At 36.6% G+C, this 16,471-nt stretch carries 14 protein-coding genes; 11 read left to right on the forward strand and 3 right to left on the reverse strand.

Annotated features, from left to right (window positions below; all coding sequences use genetic code 11):
• Positions 1-23 precede the first annotated feature (23 nt).
• Together H3Z82_RS10285 and H3Z82_RS10290 are read right to left on the reverse strand one after the other, a co-directional pair.
• The gene (locus H3Z82_RS10285) at positions 24-1,433 is read right to left on the reverse strand and encodes a sugar porter family MFS transporter (RefSeq protein WP_235982426.1); all 1,410 of its coding nucleotides are present in this window, start codon (positions 1,431-1,433) and stop codon (positions 24-26) included.
• A gap of 369 nt (positions 1,434-1,802) precedes the next feature.
• A complete protein-coding gene (locus tag H3Z82_RS10290) occupies positions 1,803-1,979 on the reverse strand; it encodes a histone H1 (RefSeq protein ID WP_182205424.1) in 177 nt (58 codons plus the stop codon).
• Positions 1,980-2,567: 588 nt separating this feature from the next.
• Here H3Z82_RS10290 and H3Z82_RS10295 point away from each other — a divergent pair.
• The 5 genes from H3Z82_RS10295 to H3Z82_RS10315 all read left to right on the forward strand — a co-directional run bounded on the left by H3Z82_RS10295 (position 2,568) and on the right by H3Z82_RS10315 (position 8,301).
• The gene (locus H3Z82_RS10295; protein WP_220459169.1) at positions 2,568-5,726 is read left to right on the forward strand and encodes a PAS domain S-box protein; all 3,159 of its coding nucleotides are present in this window, start codon (positions 2,568-2,570) and stop codon (positions 5,724-5,726) included.
• On the forward strand, positions 5,698-6,093 hold the full coding sequence (locus H3Z82_RS10300) for a response regulator (protein ID WP_182205426.1): 396 nt from the start codon (positions 5,698-5,700) through the stop codon (positions 6,091-6,093). The genes H3Z82_RS10295 and H3Z82_RS10300 overlap by 29 nt, the downstream gene beginning before the upstream one ends.
• 132 nt (positions 6,094-6,225) lie before the next feature.
• A complete protein-coding gene (locus tag H3Z82_RS10305; protein WP_182205427.1) occupies positions 6,226-6,867 on the forward strand; it encodes a porin family protein in 642 nt (213 codons plus the stop codon).
• Between the two features lie 484 nt (positions 6,868-7,351).
• Positions 7,352-7,918 carry a PAS domain-containing protein gene (locus tag H3Z82_RS10310; RefSeq protein ID WP_182205428.1) on the forward strand — a complete coding sequence of 189 codons (567 nt, stop codon included), beginning with the start codon at positions 7,352-7,354 and terminating at the stop codon, positions 7,916-7,918.
• Entirely contained in the window at positions 7,918-8,301 is a 384-nt protein-coding gene (locus H3Z82_RS10315) for an acyl-CoA thioesterase (RefSeq protein ID WP_182205553.1), read from the forward strand. Before H3Z82_RS10310 ends, H3Z82_RS10315 begins: the two co-directional genes overlap by 1 nt.
• A gap of 26 nt (positions 8,302-8,327) precedes the next feature.
• Here the strand turns inward: H3Z82_RS10315 and H3Z82_RS10320 are convergent, their stop codons facing one another.
• A complete protein-coding gene (locus H3Z82_RS10320) occupies positions 8,328-9,080 on the reverse strand; it encodes a helix-turn-helix domain-containing protein (protein WP_182205429.1) in 753 nt (250 codons plus the stop codon).
• Positions 9,081-9,444: 364 nt separating this feature from the next.
• Between H3Z82_RS10320 and H3Z82_RS10325 the strand changes: the two genes are divergently transcribed.
• The 6 genes from H3Z82_RS10325 to H3Z82_RS10350 all read left to right on the forward strand — a co-directional run bounded on the left by H3Z82_RS10325 (position 9,445) and on the right by H3Z82_RS10350 (position 16,464).
• Positions 9,445-10,479 (forward strand): ABC transporter permease, encoded by a 1,035-nt coding sequence (locus H3Z82_RS10325; protein WP_317172444.1) that lies wholly within the window; start codon positions 9,445-9,447, stop codon positions 10,477-10,479.
• The gene (locus H3Z82_RS10330) at positions 10,476-11,426 is read left to right on the forward strand and encodes an iron chelate uptake ABC transporter family permease subunit (RefSeq protein WP_182205430.1); all 951 of its coding nucleotides are present in this window, start codon (positions 10,476-10,478) and stop codon (positions 11,424-11,426) included. Before H3Z82_RS10325 ends, H3Z82_RS10330 begins: the two co-directional genes overlap by 4 nt.
• Complete coding sequence (locus H3Z82_RS10335; protein WP_182205431.1) at positions 11,423-12,190, forward strand: iron ABC transporter ATP-binding protein; 768 nt, start codon at positions 11,423-11,425, stop codon at positions 12,188-12,190. The genes H3Z82_RS10330 and H3Z82_RS10335 overlap by 4 nt, the downstream gene beginning before the upstream one ends.
• 12 nt (positions 12,191-12,202) lie before the next feature.
• The gene (locus H3Z82_RS10340) at positions 12,203-13,138 is read left to right on the forward strand and encodes a siderophore ABC transporter substrate-binding protein (RefSeq protein ID WP_182205432.1); all 936 of its coding nucleotides are present in this window, start codon (positions 12,203-12,205) and stop codon (positions 13,136-13,138) included.
• A gap of 83 nt (positions 13,139-13,221) precedes the next feature.
• Positions 13,222-14,043 carry a siderophore-interacting protein gene (locus H3Z82_RS10345; RefSeq protein WP_182205433.1) on the forward strand — a complete coding sequence of 274 codons (822 nt, stop codon included), beginning with the start codon at positions 13,222-13,224 and terminating at the stop codon, positions 14,041-14,043.
• Positions 14,044-14,079: 36 nt separating this feature from the next.
• The gene (locus H3Z82_RS10350) at positions 14,080-16,464 is read left to right on the forward strand and encodes a TonB-dependent receptor (protein WP_182205434.1); all 2,385 of its coding nucleotides are present in this window, start codon (positions 14,080-14,082) and stop codon (positions 16,462-16,464) included.
• The last annotated feature ends 7 nt before the right edge of the window (positions 16,465-16,471 follow it).

Here is a 16,471-nt window from a genome sequence, read left to right on the forward strand (position 1 = left end):
TTGTATTGCTTTCAATCCATATTTTATTTCCAAAACTCTTCAATTTCCTCAAGCGTTTTGCCAGTTGTTTCTGGAACTAATTTCCATATTATATACATGTAGGGCAAGCACATAATTGCAAACAGTAAGAAGGTGCCTTCAGGGGAAAGTGTTTCTAATAGCCATGGGGTTAGCTGACCTACAATAAAAGTTCCAACCCATAATGAAAAGCCTGATATTGACATGGCTATGCCTCTAATTTTTGTTGGGTACATTTCAGAGAGCAATACGAAGATTACAGCCGAAATAGAGATTGCCGTAAAGAAAATGTAGGCTAAGAAAAATATTAGAAGAAAATGGCTCGGAAAGCTTAAAGTGTTTTCGGTGTAAAAATATCCTGATATGAGCAGAAGTGTTACAATCATTCCTGTTACCCCAAAATACACCAGTTTCTTTCGTCCAACCTTATCGATAATATAGAATGCCAATATGGTGGTGAGAACGTTGACCCCTCCAACCAAAACTTGATAAAATAAAGCGTCGCCGCCTGATAGACCGCTTTGCTCAAATATAGAAGGTCCGTAATACAGGACGGCGTTAACACCCATAAATTGACCTAATATGGCAATGGCGGCCCCGATTAATACAGCTTTAAAGAGTGCAGGCGTCTTGAGTGTTTCCCAGGTGGACAATTGTTGTTTGCTCAGCGCCTGTTGCATGTCTTTTAATTGTATCATAACTCTTTCTTTAGAGCGAAATATATCCGATAGTACTTTGACTGCTTTATTCTCTTTGTTTTTCATAAAAAGCCATCTTGGACTCTCAGGTAATAAAAAAACAATTATTAAAAAAATTGCGGCAGGAATGGCTTCCATACCTAACATGCCTCTCCAAACTTCCTTAATAAAAACCAGGTCCATTAAGTGGTTGCCTTTTAAAGGTGCAGATGTGGAATGATCAAGGAGCTTGAAATTTACTAAATATGCTCCTAAAAACCCTAGTGTGATGGCTAATTGGTAAAGGGTTACTAAACTTCCTCTGATTTTCTCATGAGCAATTTCAGAAATGTACATCGGCGAAATTATTGAGATCATTCCAATGCCAATACCTCCCAATATTCTATATACTACTAAAATATCCATAGTAGTCGCTAACGCACAGCCTGTTGCAGAAATTAAAAAGAAAAGAGCTGATAGTCCCATGCTTTTTTTTCTTCCAATTAAGTCACTAAACCACCCTGCAATTGAAACACCCAAAATTGAGCCAATGAGTGCAGAACTAACGTACCATCCCTGCATGACGGGGCTTAAATCGAATTGCTTTGTCACCATGCTTATGGTTCCCGATATTACAGCGGTATCGTATCCAAATAAGAAGCCCCCTAGGGCGGCTACAATCGAAAGAAAGCTTAAGTAGGCAAAATTTACTTCTTTGTTGATCATTTTTATATCCATGGCAAAAAGAATGGTTAAGACTTGCAATGTTAAATAAAATTATTTATATACCATGTATTAATTAAAAAAATTAATAATTAAATTCTGTAAGAATGGATTTGATGAGTAAAATCATTTAATCTATAAAAGATATCTTTAGTTTGAAAACGTATTGGGTTGCAAAGTAAAAAGCGCTATGGTGAATAGGGGAGATTACGTTGTTTCGTGATCGGATTAAATGGAGGAGGAGTAATCCTGATTCCTTAATAAAACGAGATTGTAATATACAAGAAAACCCCTCCAAAACTGAAGGGGTTTTTGATTGTAATTGGATATGGTAAGCATTAAATTCTTATCCTTATGCGTGCGATTCTCACTGGGTGTTAATGCTTATTTTTTTGATTCCGCAATAGACACCTTACGGAATTCTTTCAATAATTTTTCTAAGGCCAATGACGCTTTTCTCGCTCTTGTTCCTGCAGATTTGTTTCCGCTTTCCAACTGTAATTTAGCGTCACTTTCAAATGCTTCGTAAGTGCTTTGCATGTTTTCAATAAGTTCTTTCATAAGATTTGTATTTTAAATTTTTAAAATGGCGAAAATATAATTTTTCTGCCTAAATACCTGCAATAGATCAAGAAATTACCAACGCTGGAGTTTGTTTACGATCAGGGTTCGAAAGGATTGATAATAGAGAAAATCCAGTCTTATTCTTAAGTAGATAGTCCAGAAAACCGTCAATGAGTGAAGTTTTTTAACGGATAGTATTGATTCCATGAGTATATTCCGTGATCTGATCCAGATCTTGACAAATGAAATAAAAAACATTTATATAGAATTCAGAAAATTGCAGCAGGGGTGTATGGGAAATATTATTTTTTACCATAGATTTGAAACGGTTGAAATGATGGATTTATTTTTATTGTTTTAATTTTAGGCCTACTCCGTCGTCGTAGATTTTAAGGAGTAGGCTTTTTTTATAAACTATGATCATGATCCGAAGCTTGTTGAATTTTAATATATATAAAGCGTTGCAATGATGAACAATAGCTTTATTATCTCTAATACAATGGTATTGGATCTCATTGTAGTTTAGAAATTGACTAACTTGGTAGATTAATTTATTTAGACCAAGTATGTAAAAACAATAATACCATGGCGGACTCCAATTTGCATGATTCTAACATATATCAAACAGCTTTTGAACTGGCACCTTTCCCTATGTGGATATATGATTTGGAAACGTTACGTTTCTTGAAAGTCAATAATGAAGCCATCATGCAATACGGTTACAGTCAGGAGGAGTTTTTTAACATGACCATTACAGAGGTCCGTTCTACATTAGATACTCCTGACTCGGAAAACGGAGTCAACGATTCAATACTCAGTAGCGAACCTTATGAAGAGAGGGAGGTCAGGCATCGAAAGCGGGATGGGAGTTATATAAGTGCTCGGATTAAAAGCAACTTAATTGAGTATGGAAAAAAAACAGCGAAACTTGTTATTGCCATCAATTTAAACGAATGTGATTATCGTGGAGAACAAATAGATTCACAAAAGCCATATTTAAGTGCGATTGACGAAATTAATCAATTATTACTTAAAACTGACGACGTCTTCAAATCATTACATGATTGCTTCAACACCATAGGAAATATAGTTGAAGTGGATTGTATTTTTCAGTTCAAGAATAATCTTGAGGATAAATCAACGTCGCATAAATTGGAGTGGCATAAAGGAAGTTTAGACTTCGAAAATTACGATCTTGACCTTCAAGATATTCCTTTTTCTAATTTAACAAATGTCATGCAACGGCTTCAAAATAAAGATCATTTTGAGGGAGCTGTTGATAGCCTAAATTCTCCGTGGATTCAAGAATTTTTAGAAAATAGAGACATTAAATATATTCTGCTGATTCCGATCTGGGTACGAGAAGAGTTTTATGGGTTTATTGGTTTTGGTAATAGTCACAATACCAAGGAGGTGTGTGCGGCTGATTTTCAGTTTCTTAAAACAATGGCTTCCCATCTTGGACATGTCCTGAAAAGAAGTGAAATGTACCAAGACCTGATTTACAGTGAGGCCCAATTTAAATCATTGATTGAAAATGGTAAAGATCTTATTGCAATACTAGATAGTAATGGAACATTTAAATATGTGTCACCAAGTTCAAATACGATTTTAGGCAGTGATCCTGAGGTCTATGTCGGTAAAAGTTTCTTTGATTTTATCTATGAAGTTGACGTGCCTCTTATGGAAACCTATTTGAGTGAGATATTAGAAAAAAAGAGCATATCAATTCAACCATATCGATTTCCTGATGCTGAGGGCAATTGGCGGTGGATTCGAACGGAATTGACTAATCATCTTAACACTCCGCTAATTGAGGGGATTGTAGCCAATACAGTTGATGTTACTGCCGAAGTTGAGAAAAAAATGGTGGATAACTTAGTTACTGCCATGACTTTGGCTATAGGGAAACCAGGATTACTGACAAAATGTTTAAATAAGGGTTTAAACCATCTATTACAAATTTCTAGAATATGTGTCAGCGAAATTTGGCTCGTTTCTCCTGATGAAAATCGACTAAATTTAATTTCTAAATCGAGTTGTAACGAAACGATCGAAAAATTTTATCATAATTCTTCAAGTTTAGACAGTTTAAGTCCTGGAGAAGGACTGCCTGGTTACACATGGACTGAGAAAAAAGTTACGGTATGGACGGATATTTCCAATGATAGGAAGTTCCTCCGGTATGCCGCAGCAGATGCTTCAAATATCCATACGGCAATAGGTCTACCATTACTATATAATGAAGAATACTTGGGCTGTATTATTTGTTTTTCCCACCTTAGGGAAGGTGAGCTTAATGATCAAATTAACATACTTGCAGCAGTAAGTAAACAAATAGGGGCCATTGTAAAACAGAAAATTACAGAAGTAGAATATCGTAACTTTTTCAATATTTCTCCTGATCCACATGTCATCGTTGGTTTTGATGGGTATATTAAGAAATGCAATAAAGCATTTATTGAATTGCTCGAATATGATGATGACAAAATCAAAAATCGATCTATTTCTCAATTTATTCATAGCGATGATCAACGCACATTTCTATATAAGTTGAAAAAAATGGTTGATGCGGTTGATGATTCAAAATCAATTGAAACCAGGTTTATAACGAAAAATGGTCAGATAAAAATACTGAAATGGTCGGGCACAAGTATATCTGAATCGAAAGTTTTTGTAGCTGCAGCTCAAGATGTTACAGAGCAAAGAAGTGTAGAAGAAAACTTGAAAAAAGCATATGAACGTCTCCGAACTGCCCAAAAGATTGCTAAAATTGGTTATTGGGTTAAAGAGTTTAATTGCGATGAGTCAGTTTGGAGTGAAGAAACCTACAGTATTTATGAACGTTCTCCTGAGACATTTACTCCTACAATGGAAAGTATTGCCAAAGCATTCCACCCTGACGATAGATACCTAATCACAAGTAATCCTTCTGAGAATTTGGAGCCAGGAAAGTTGCGAAGCTTTGAGCATAGAATACTAACCAAATCGGGTAAAGTGAAATGGGTGCGTCAGGAGATTAGGATGTTGACAACTAATTTAGGTGAGCCCATTCAGTTAGAAGGAACGATTCAAGACATTACAGAGAGGAAAAAATATGAAGATCAATTGACCATCAGTAATGAGAAATTTAGATTGGCTATGCAGGCCAGTAATGAAATTATATGGGAAATTGATCATGGAAAACAAAAGGTAGTGCGGGGCAAAAGTCGTAAGCAGCCATTTAGATATGGAAAGACTGAAACGTTTTCAAAGGAAAACTCTTGGTTTAGCAAAATGCATGCGGAGGATCGAGATAAAACATGGGAATCGATAAACAGAGCATTTCGTAATAAACGAAAAAAATCTTGGCAGGGTGAGTATAGAATTCTCTCTTCTGACGGTTCTGAAGTGTTTTTTGTTGATAGGTGTTATATTTTAAGGGATAAATTAGGAAATCCAATTCGATCCGTAGGCTCGTCATTAGATGTCACAGATTCTCGTCAACAATTACAACGCATTAAAAAACAGAATAAAAACCTGCGAGAAATTGCTTGGTTGCAATCTCACGTCATTCGCTCTCCACTTTCTAAAATAATGGGCTTAACATATCTGTCCAGGGAGCTTAATGGGGGAGGGAAGTCCAATGATGAAATTATGGAAATGATTTCGGAGGCAGCCAACGAACTTGATGTGGTTATCCGTGAAATTACTAATAAAACCAATACCATTCAGGATGAAGATTCACGAAATTTTATTAATTGATGATGATAGTGTTACAAATTTTGTTCAAAAAAAGGTTATAGAATCAGAGTTTGAAAATTTCTCCATAGAGGTTTTTCAAAATGGCTTAACAGCAATTGATTATATCCATAAAAACCCTAAAAAATCTTATCTAATTTTTTTGGATATCAATATGCCTGTCATGAATGGCTGGGAGTTTTTGGAGGCTATTACAAATGATAAGTATTTCTATAACTTAAAGGTTTTTATTTTAACTTCGTCCTTGGATTTATCTGATATGCGTATGGCCGAGAAGCATCAGTTAGGCTCTTCATTTTTAGTAAAACCATTAAAACGAGAGGTTCTGAAAGAAATAAAATTGAATTATGGCGTGAAGAATGCCATTTGATTCTGCGCTGCTAGTGCTTCAATTGAGTCCTTATTGAGGATTCTAATACCACACCTGCTATTTAAACGAATATAATACGTACATACGAAAAACTAAAACTACTAATAACCCTCCCAAATCACCTCGCAAATAATGAAAAAAACCAATATATTGCTTATCACGATTGGCTTCATGTGCTCCATGGCTTTAACTGCACAAAATGATTTCAAAATAGGATTAAATGCTGGAATAAACTATCCGCATGTCAGAGGATCTGAATATGCATATAATAATTTTAAAGTAGGTTATTTGCTAGGTGCGACATTGGACTATTATCTAACGGAAAACCTATCTCTTAAAACCAATATCAACTACGAACGCAAGGTTAAGAAAATACAACTCATTTATTTCGATAACCAAGCTCAACAAACTGGGAAGGAAAATTTCAATCAAATCCATGAGTATATCAATATCCCTGTCTTGCTTAAGTACGAGTTTGGAAGCTCTAAATTCTTTGTAAATGGTGGTCCATTTTTTAACTATCTATTTAATACCAAAATAAGTTCAGGATACGCGTATGACGATAGTGACAGTGTTTCAGAACAGAAAGATTTTGATTTCGGACTCTCTCTCGGGATAGGTACTAATATTTCTCTTAATGAGAACAATGATCTTACCATTGAGGTAAGAAATGATCTTGGGTTGATAGATACGGGGAACGTCCCAAAACACCTGGATGGCACTTTAAAAACAAATGCCATAAAATTAATATTGGGTTGGAATTTAGGGGTTTAAGAGTGGTTTTGAAGGTTTGCATGCGCGTAGCATTCCTATTTTTTGTCTTTAGGAAGTCTTGAAGAAATAGTTTTAGAATCAAATTTTGCACGTACCAGCTGTAATCTTCTTGGGTCGATTTTAATTCCTTTTGGTCTTTTGTTTATCATAACAATTTGGATTTATAACGGTATAAACATAAGTTATAAAACTTAAAAAAGCAACAGGTGAGAAGTTGCAGTAAGGTAGCGTTCAGGTTTTTAGTATGGTCACAATATAACTTATTAATAAAACCATCTTTAAGTTATCTATTTCTGTTTGATTTCTAGCAGTGAATCCAGATGCAAGGTGCCAAACATTTTGGTTCAACTTGTAGAACTATTTTCAATTCCCGTTGTCCGTCGTTAATTGTGAAGTACTTCAAGATCTATCAAAAAAACTTGTATTTTTATACACAAATAAATGGTTTTTTGGTCATCAATTTCCGAAATTGAAAACACCTAGCATGAAAAATAATCTAAACGGTATGATGTGTCTGGATGTGTATTTATCCGCTCTATCTAAAGAAGAATTCGAAAAAGTTGAGCCACACATCCAAAACCCAAAAGTTAAGTCAATGCCATTGTTGAGTTGGGATCTCTATATGGAAGGATTTAACCTACAGGTAAAAAAGGCGATAAAACGACAGGAAAGGGAGAAGGTATTAGAATTAGCAAAAAAATTCAATTGGAGTAACGACCTGAGCGCCGTTTTCCCTGAAAATGATTATGAGGCTATAATCATCACAGATTTACAACAAAACATAATTTGGGTCAATGATGGATTTTCAATCATGACTGGATATTCCAAGAGCTTTGCAATGAATAAAACACCCAGATTTTTACAAGGAGAAGAAACATTGAAAGTCAGCAAAAGCAGGATCAGAAATAAAATCCTGAAGCAAGTGCCATTTAAAGAAGTAATTGTTAACCATAAAAAAGATGGGACGGCGTATTCCTGTGAGGTTAATATTATTCCATTAATCAATGACAGACCCACCCACTTTATAGCCTTTGAAAAAGAAGTAATATGATAAACGTACAAGAACAAATTGATCAATCGAGAACCTCAATTTTTAAAGCTGTTTTCCCCAATACCACGAACCATTATGATACTCTTTTTGGAGGTACTGCTATGCAGCTCATGGACGAAACGGCCTTTATTACGGCAACCCGATTTAGCCGCCAACAAATGGTAACAGTTTGTAGTGATAAGATAGATTTTACAAAACCAATACCAGCGGGAACCATTATTGAATTGAATGGTTATGTGACTAAGGTCGGAACGACAAGTTTAAAAGTGAGGGTTGATATATTTGTTGAGGAAATGTATACAAATGCTAGGGAAAAAGCGGTTTCTGGTGAGTTTACGTTTGTTGCAATTGATGGCAATAAAAAACCGGTAAAGATCATATAGCCCATATAACGATTTATTTTATTTAGTTATATCAATCGCGATAAACTTGTTGGTGGTTTTCCGTAGAATTTTTTAAAAGCGGTCGAAAACTGAACCAATCCTTTGTAACCACATTTATGGGCAATATCCGTAATGGAATGCTCTCCCTCTTTTATGAGATCCATGGCATATTTCATTCTCAAGCTTATGACATATTGTTTGATCGTCGTTCCAAAACAGATTTTAAATTCTTTTTTTAAGGCATATTCATTTAAATAAATCTGTTTCGATAACTCTTTTAAACTTGGGGCATTCACGTAGTTGGTGTCTAGAATACTTTTAGCCTCTTTCAACTTTTCAAAATTTTCATCTGAGATTTTTTGGGCTTGGGAGTTTAAATGGTATTGCTGATAAAGATCGAAATGCAGCAGAAGTAATTCTTGAATTTTATTTTCGAGATAAAGACGTTTAAGTTCTCCTACATAATTACATTTGTCAATATCGTTGAGAACGGATTGAATCCATGTGGTAAAGGTGACATAAGAATCAAACAGACTGCAGCTTTTGCCTAATTTAATACTGTCAGAAAATTTATTAAGTAGACCAGAGTTTTTTGGGATCAATCTAAAGTATAACTCAAGTGAGAGGATAATGACGATCATATCTGATGGATTGACCTCAGGTATTCTAAATTTTTGTTCCATCGCTGGAGAAAAATGAACGTTGTGCGTGTTCACTGGAAATCTTTCTTTTTCTTGGCTTCCCAATCCGCTTCTTGCGCACTCAAATATGAATTCCATGATAATGCAATCCCCATCCACCTTGAAACAATAATCACAGTCAGGTTCGAATTCTATTGATACATCTAAGAGTAAAAAATTCCTGGAAAGGTGCTTTGAGCATTTAGAGCAGCCAATTTTAGTGTTGATAATCTTTATCTTATGTTCTTCCAGCCAACCAGAGTCAATTGTTAAACGTCTTTTATGTGATTGATGAGGCATACCATGTGCTTTATTAAAATCTGTAATATTCCAATTATATTAAAAAGGTTTCCACTTCTATTAAACATCATTTACAGGTCCTTTCTATTTTTGTGTAAATATAATTTAAACTTAGTCTAAATAAGAATAAGATTATTTTAAAATATAGAACAAGCAAAAAAAAATGATAAAAGCACTCCAAAAAGTCTCTAATAAAATGTTGTTTAATGAATCAACATCTGCCTCGGGAGTTTCTTCAATGAAAGGCAATAAGCTAAAAATAAGGCATCTTTTGATCGCACTGTTATTAGGGGCATCTGTGGTTTCGATTTTTGTGGGAGTGGCTGATATTTCAGTTTTTGATATTTTAACTGGGGATGCTGATAAATTATTTTTAATAAGTGCAAGTCGATTTCCACGCACCATTTCTTTGGTCCTGGCAGGAATTGGAATGAGTGTTTCTGGATTAATCATGCAACAACTCACGCGCAACAAGTTTGTATCTCCAACGACTGCAGGTTCTCTGGATGCGGCACAGTTGGGGCTTTTATTGGGTTTGATCTTAATTCCGTCAGCCGGGACGCTTATGAAAGGTGGATTTGCCTTTGTCTTTACGTTTGCAGCAAGTTTACTGTTCTTAAAGATTGTCGACAGCATCCGAATTCGGAATGTCATTTTTGTTCCGCTTGTAGGTTTGATGTTTGGAGCCATTCTGAATTCCGTAGCCACTTTCTTTGCTATAAACCTCAATATCGTTCAGGATGTCAATGCATGGATGATGGCAGACTTTTCTGGGGTTCTAAGCGGCAGGTATGAAATGATTTATTTCAGCCTTCCAGCAGTTGCAATAACTTATCTCTATGCCAATAAGTTCACTTTAATTGGAATGGGTGAAGATTTTTCAAAAAACTTAGGACTTAATTACCGGTTCGTAATGAACCTTGGTCTCTTTAGTGTATCTCTTACTTTAAGCGCTATCGTACTTACCGCAGGTGCCATTCCTTTTTTGGGGTTGGTGGTTCCAAATTTGGTAACCATGATTTACGGGGATAATATTAAGAAAGTTCTACCTGAAATCGCACTCTTTGGAGCGATTTTCCTACTCACATGTGACATTATCGGGCGTCTGGTTATCTATCCTTTTGAGATACCCATTGGACTCATGGTAGGTATAGTAGGTGGTGCTATTTTTCTAATTATGTTACTGCGAAGAAGATGAGAAACAACAGTAGAAATATTATGTTGATAAGTAGTCTTGCCATTGTTTCGATGGTGTTCTATCTGTTTTTCAGCTTAGGGAATAGTTGGGAGTTTGCTCTGCATTACAGAGGCATGAAACTGGCAGCTATCGTAGTGGTATCATGTAGTGTAGCTTATTCCACTGTTACATTTCAGACCTTGACCACAAATCGGATTCTCACGCCTTCCATTATGGGCTTCGAATCGGTCTTTATGCTACTACAAACCCTTTTGGTTTTCATTTATGCGTCTGAATCATTTAAGGCCGTGAATAACCTTGAGAATTTCCTATTGTCCATTGTCTGCATGGTCGGTTTTGCCTTTGTTCTTTACATGCTCATCTATCGTAAAGGGGTCAGGAATATGTATTTGCTTCTATTGATTGGATTGGTGCTTGGAATACTCCTTAATACCCTGAGCTCCTTTTTGCAATTACTTATTGATCCCAATAATTTCTTTATTGTTCAAGGGAAGATGTTTGCATCCTTCAGCAATATCAATCAGGATCTTCTTGCCTACGCCTTGTTTATCCTCGGGATAACCATATTACTGAGTTTCCGATATATAAAGCGGTTGAATATTCTGGCTTTGGGAAGAGATCAAGCTATTAATCTTGGACTTAACTATAACAAAAACATTCGACTGTTCTTAGTGGTTATTGCCGTACTGGTGTCAGTGTCCACTGCTCTTGTGGGACCTGTGCTTTTCTTGGGCTTATTGGTTAGCAATCTGACCTATGAGATCCTGAATACCTATAAACACGAAGTGATCATTCCTGTTTGTGCATTAGTGACACTTGTTGTTTTGGTCGGAGGTCAATTTTTAACCGAATATATCTTTGAGCTTTCCACGCCTATCAGTACAATCATCAATTTTATAGGTGGGATTTATTTTGTGTACTTATTAATAAGAAGAAAAAAATTATGATTGAAATAAAGAATATTTCAAAGCACTATGGAGATCACGTCGTCCTAAATGATATTTCGCTGCGTTTCCCTAAAGGCAAAATCACATCGCTGATTGGAAGCAACGGCACAGGAAAAAGTACCCTACTGTCCATTATGAGCCGTTTGCTCGTGCAGGATAATGGAGAGGTGTTTGTTAATGAAAAAAAGAACACCGACTACAAAAGCGCTGTGCTCTCCCAGCATTTATCCATTCTTAAGCAATTTAACAATATAGAGCTAAAACTCACTGTAAAGGAATTGGTCTCCTTTGGTCGATTTCCGTATTCACAGGGACGTCTGTCAGAAGAAGATCATGAAAAGATAGAAGAAACCTTAGGTTTTCTCGATTTAATTGAACTTCAAGACATGTATTTGGAAGCATTGAGCGGTGGGCAAAGACAAAGAGCGTATTTGGCCATGGTTGTAGCACAAGACACTGAATATATTCTTTTGGATGAGCCGCTGAACAATTTAGATATGCGCCATTCTGTTCAAATAATGAAGATACTAAGGAAACTGACGGAGGTTCTCGGCAAAACCATAATTGTGGTATTACACGATATCAATTTTGCCTCGCACTATTCCGATTATATAGCAGCCCTCAAAAACGGGAGGGTCAAATATTTTGGTAAGGCCAATGAAATTATCAACGAGGACATTTTAAAGGATCTCTTCGGAATCAGCTTCTGCATTTCCCAAAGCAACGGAAAAAAACTTTGCAATTACTTTAATCACTTTAATTAAAACTATAAAACCATGAAAATTTATTCAACCACATTAATTATATGTTCTCTTTTAGCATTGTTCTCATGCAACAACGCCACCAAAAAAAAGGACACAGTTACTAATATTGAAACAATCAGCATTATTCACGGATTAGGAACCGATGAAGTCCCTCAAGATCCCGATCGACTTGTAGTGCTTAATTTTGCAACATTGGAAAATTTGGAACTGATCAATACCAATATTGTCGGAATTCCAAAGCAGGCCGTCCCCCAATATCTAAGTCGATTTTCTGAAGATGATGACATCATCAATGTGGGCAGTTTGGTGGAGGTCAATCTGGAAACCATCAATGAACTACAGCCTGATTTAATCATTTCAGGCACACGACTATCAGACTCCTATCCTGCATTTTCGAAAATAGCACCTACAATCTATAATAATTTTGATACCAAGGATCCTTTAGGCGCCCTTAAAAAAGATTTGGATGCCTTAGGGGCCATTTTTAAAACGGAGGATGTGTTTGATAAAGCATTTGCTGATCTGGAAACCAAGATAAAATTTGTTAAGACTAAAATTGCAAATTCCAATGAAACTGCTCTGGTGGTTTTGCACAATAAGGGACGATTTAGTGCCTATGGCAGTGGTTCGAGATTTGGGCTCGTGCATGATATTTTAGGCGTTAAAGAAGCTGCGCCTGGTTTGGACACACATCTTCACGGTACTCGAGCTTCCAGTGAGTTTATTCAAAAAATCAATCCAGATATTTTATTTATAGTAGATAGAAGTGCTGCGATAGGGGATCAACCCTTGAACACATCTGATATTGAGAATGAACTGATTCAGCATACAAAAGCATTTAAAAACAAAAAAATCATCTACCTGAACTCAGAAGCATGGTATCTATCTGGAACTGGAGGAATCACTTCCATGAATATAATGGTGGATGAGGTAGCCTCGGCTTTTTAAGGGGATTATTAAATGCACACTAATTAATTTTTGACAGTGCTATCTCAATACAAAGGTGGTGCAACCAATAAACATATCAAATAATGAACGAGAACAAATATCCACAAGCAATCAGATCCGTGTTTACGGTAACGAGAAAAACATATATCACTCCGACATATATAAGGGTTTTTTTAACAGGGGAGAATGTCCACCTTATTGCTAAAACTACGGTAGGAGCGAACAATAAGATATTGATTCCTCCTCCAGGAATTGAAGAAATACATTTTCCAAAATGGGATGCCTATAGCGAAGCATGGATAGCCCCATCCGAATCCCTACGACCCATTGTCCGCACCTACACCCATAGGGGGATTGATCTGGCCTCCAATGAAATTTGGATTGATTTTATTGCTCACGGTGATGAAGGTCCGGCCTCAGCATGGGCCATAAGTGCCAAGAAAGGCGATAGCCTGGGAATTATGATGAAACGCGAAAAAAAGGAATTGTTCCCTCAGGTAGATTCCTATTTTCTCGTGGGGGATGCTACTGCGCTTCCTGTACTTTCTGTCATTTTGGAACAGTTGCCGGCTAATGCAGAAGGTGTTGCAATTATAGAGGTCAACAGCAAGGCGGATGAGCAAGTTCTCTCAACCAAGGCAGACATCCAAACTATCTGGGTACATAACAAAGAGCCACAAAATGGCAGTCAACTTGCACAATCTGCAAAAATGCTTGAACTCCCAACAACATCGCGTTTTGCCTATATAGCCGCGGAATTTGCCACGGTAAAGGAACTCCGAAATTACTTCCGAAAGGAAAAACACTGGAGCACAGAAGAGCTTTATGCCTATTCTTATTGGAAGGCGGGCGTTTCTGAGGATAGGTCTGTAACTGACAGAAGAAAAGAATCGGTGGCCTCTTAAACCACTGTGAATTATTTAATTATCATTAAACTAACCATGAAGAACTTTTTAATTTTTAGCTTATTGGTATTTGCCATCCATTCTACCTGTGCCCAGCATGCCATGGCTTCGATCTCAGGAAGAGTCGTTTCGGAAGATGGAAAGGTAATGGCTGATACTTATGTCTATTTAGAGAATACATCCTATTATGTGGAAACAAATGAAATAGGAAAGTACAGACTACAAGTACCGGTTGGAAATTATACGCTTATATCTGTCAGTATGGGGTTTGTAAAGGAGACCTTCGCTATTTCATTATATGAAAATCAAGAAATAATCCATGATTTTGTCATGGTCGCCGATAAAAACATGATTTTGGATGAGGTAAGATTGCAAGGAAAATCGAAGATACAGAAAGTGCGTGAAACCGCTTATAATGTGGTAGCCCTCGATGCCAAAGGCCATTATAACACCACGACTGATCTTTCTTCATTATTGGAGAAGGCTTCAGGGGTCAAGGTAAGGTCAACAGGCGGTGTTGGTTCTGATGCGTCCATTAGTTTAAATGGTTTTACAGGAAAACATGTAAAGGTGTTTATAGATGGTGTACCGATGAGTGGCCTTGGCTCCGCGTTCCAAATAAATAATATTGCACTAAATATTGCAGATCGGATTGAAGTGTATAAGGGTGTGGTGCCAATAGAACTTGGCTCTGATGCGTTGGGTGGTGCCATCAATATTATTACCAACCAAAACTCAAACACTTATCTGGATGCCTCGTATTCTTATGGATCGTTTAATACCCATAAATCCAATATAAATTTGGGGTATACAGCTGCCTCAGGATTTACAAGTCGTTTGAATGTGTTTCAAAATTATTCGGACAATTCCTATAAAGTAAAAACCAATCTACTTGATCTGGAAACAAATTCCTATTCTAAAGAAGAACATTGGTTTAAACGGTTCCATGATCGTTATAGAAATGAAACGGCCATAGCTAAGGTAGGCATTGTCAACAAAACCTGGGCAGATAAGTTTCTTTTTGGAGTAACGATAGGGCAGGAGAACGCCGATATACAGAATGCCAATCTAATGAAAATTGTATATGGTGGAAAAGAGCGGGAGTCTAGTAGTGTGATTCCTTCCTTTGAGTATAATAAGGCAAACTTGTTCACTCAAGGTTTAAAGCTTTCAATAATGGCAAACTATAGTCAGGTTAGAAATAAAAACAGAGACACTTTGGCTAGGCAGTACAACTGGCTGGGAGATTATAGAAATAAAACGTCCAAGGGTGAAGGGCAATATTCACTCGGCAAATTTGAAAATAATAATGGGACCATAATTTCAAATCTTTCGTATAGAATTAATCCAAAACATCATTTTGCCTTGAATAATACATTTAGTGCTTTTGAGCGAAAATCCTCAGATGCGGTTGCCAATTCTGAAACAAGTTCGGAAGCGGATAACTTTAAACGGGCCAATAGCAAAAACGTGCTCGGCGCATCTTATACCGTTGCGCCGTATCGTCAATGGAACACGTCATTGTTTGGTAAATATTATTCCGTAAATGTTACCGGTCCCATTGATATTTCAAACACCACGACGCCAGAATATGAGGAGGGATCGCGGAGCTTTAATTCAAGTGGCTATGGTTTGGCCACCAGTTATCTTTTTAGAAATGAACTTCAACTCAAGGTGTCTTTTGAAAAAACATATAGGTTACCTACCACCAATGAGCTTTTTGGTGATGAAGTTTTAGAAACAGGAGATGCTTCTCTCAAAGCGGAACATAGCCAAAACATCAATTTCAATATGTCTTATAATTATTCCTTTAATCAAAACCATTCTTTATATGCCGACGTGGGGTTTATTTACAGAAATATTCAAGATTATATAAGACGGCAAATTGAACAGAGGTATGGGGGCGCGTTTTATACCAATCATGGCCAAGTGCAGAATGTAGGCGTGGATATTGAAACTCGTTATTATTATAAGGATAACTTTTCGGCCGGTGCCAATCTGACTTACCAAAACATTCGAAACATGGAGCGCTATTCCTCAACGGGACAAGAGGTTATTTACTTTAAGGATAGGATGCCCAACGTCCCTTACTTCTTTGGGAATCTTGATGCTGATTACAATATTAAGAAGTTGTGGGGAGAAGGAAACAGCCTTTCCATTGGCTACGCCTCTCAATACATACATGAGTTTTTTCGGCAATGGGAAAGTGAAGGAGCCGCAAATTCCAAAAAGATAATTCCCACCCAATGGTCACATGATATAAGTCTGACCTATTCCATTAAAAATGGAACTTATAACATTTCCCTGGAAGCGAAAAACATCACTAATGAGATGCTTTTTGATAATTATAGTTTGCAAAAACCAGGAAGAAGTTTCGCCGTTAAACTAAGATATTTTATAAATAATAATTCCAATAATTAATTCTAAA

The sequence above is a fragment of the Gelidibacter maritimus genome, assembly GCF_014062315.1.
In the GTDB taxonomy this organism is placed as follows: Bacteria; Bacteroidota; Bacteroidia; order Flavobacteriales; family Flavobacteriaceae; genus Gelidibacter; species Gelidibacter maritimus.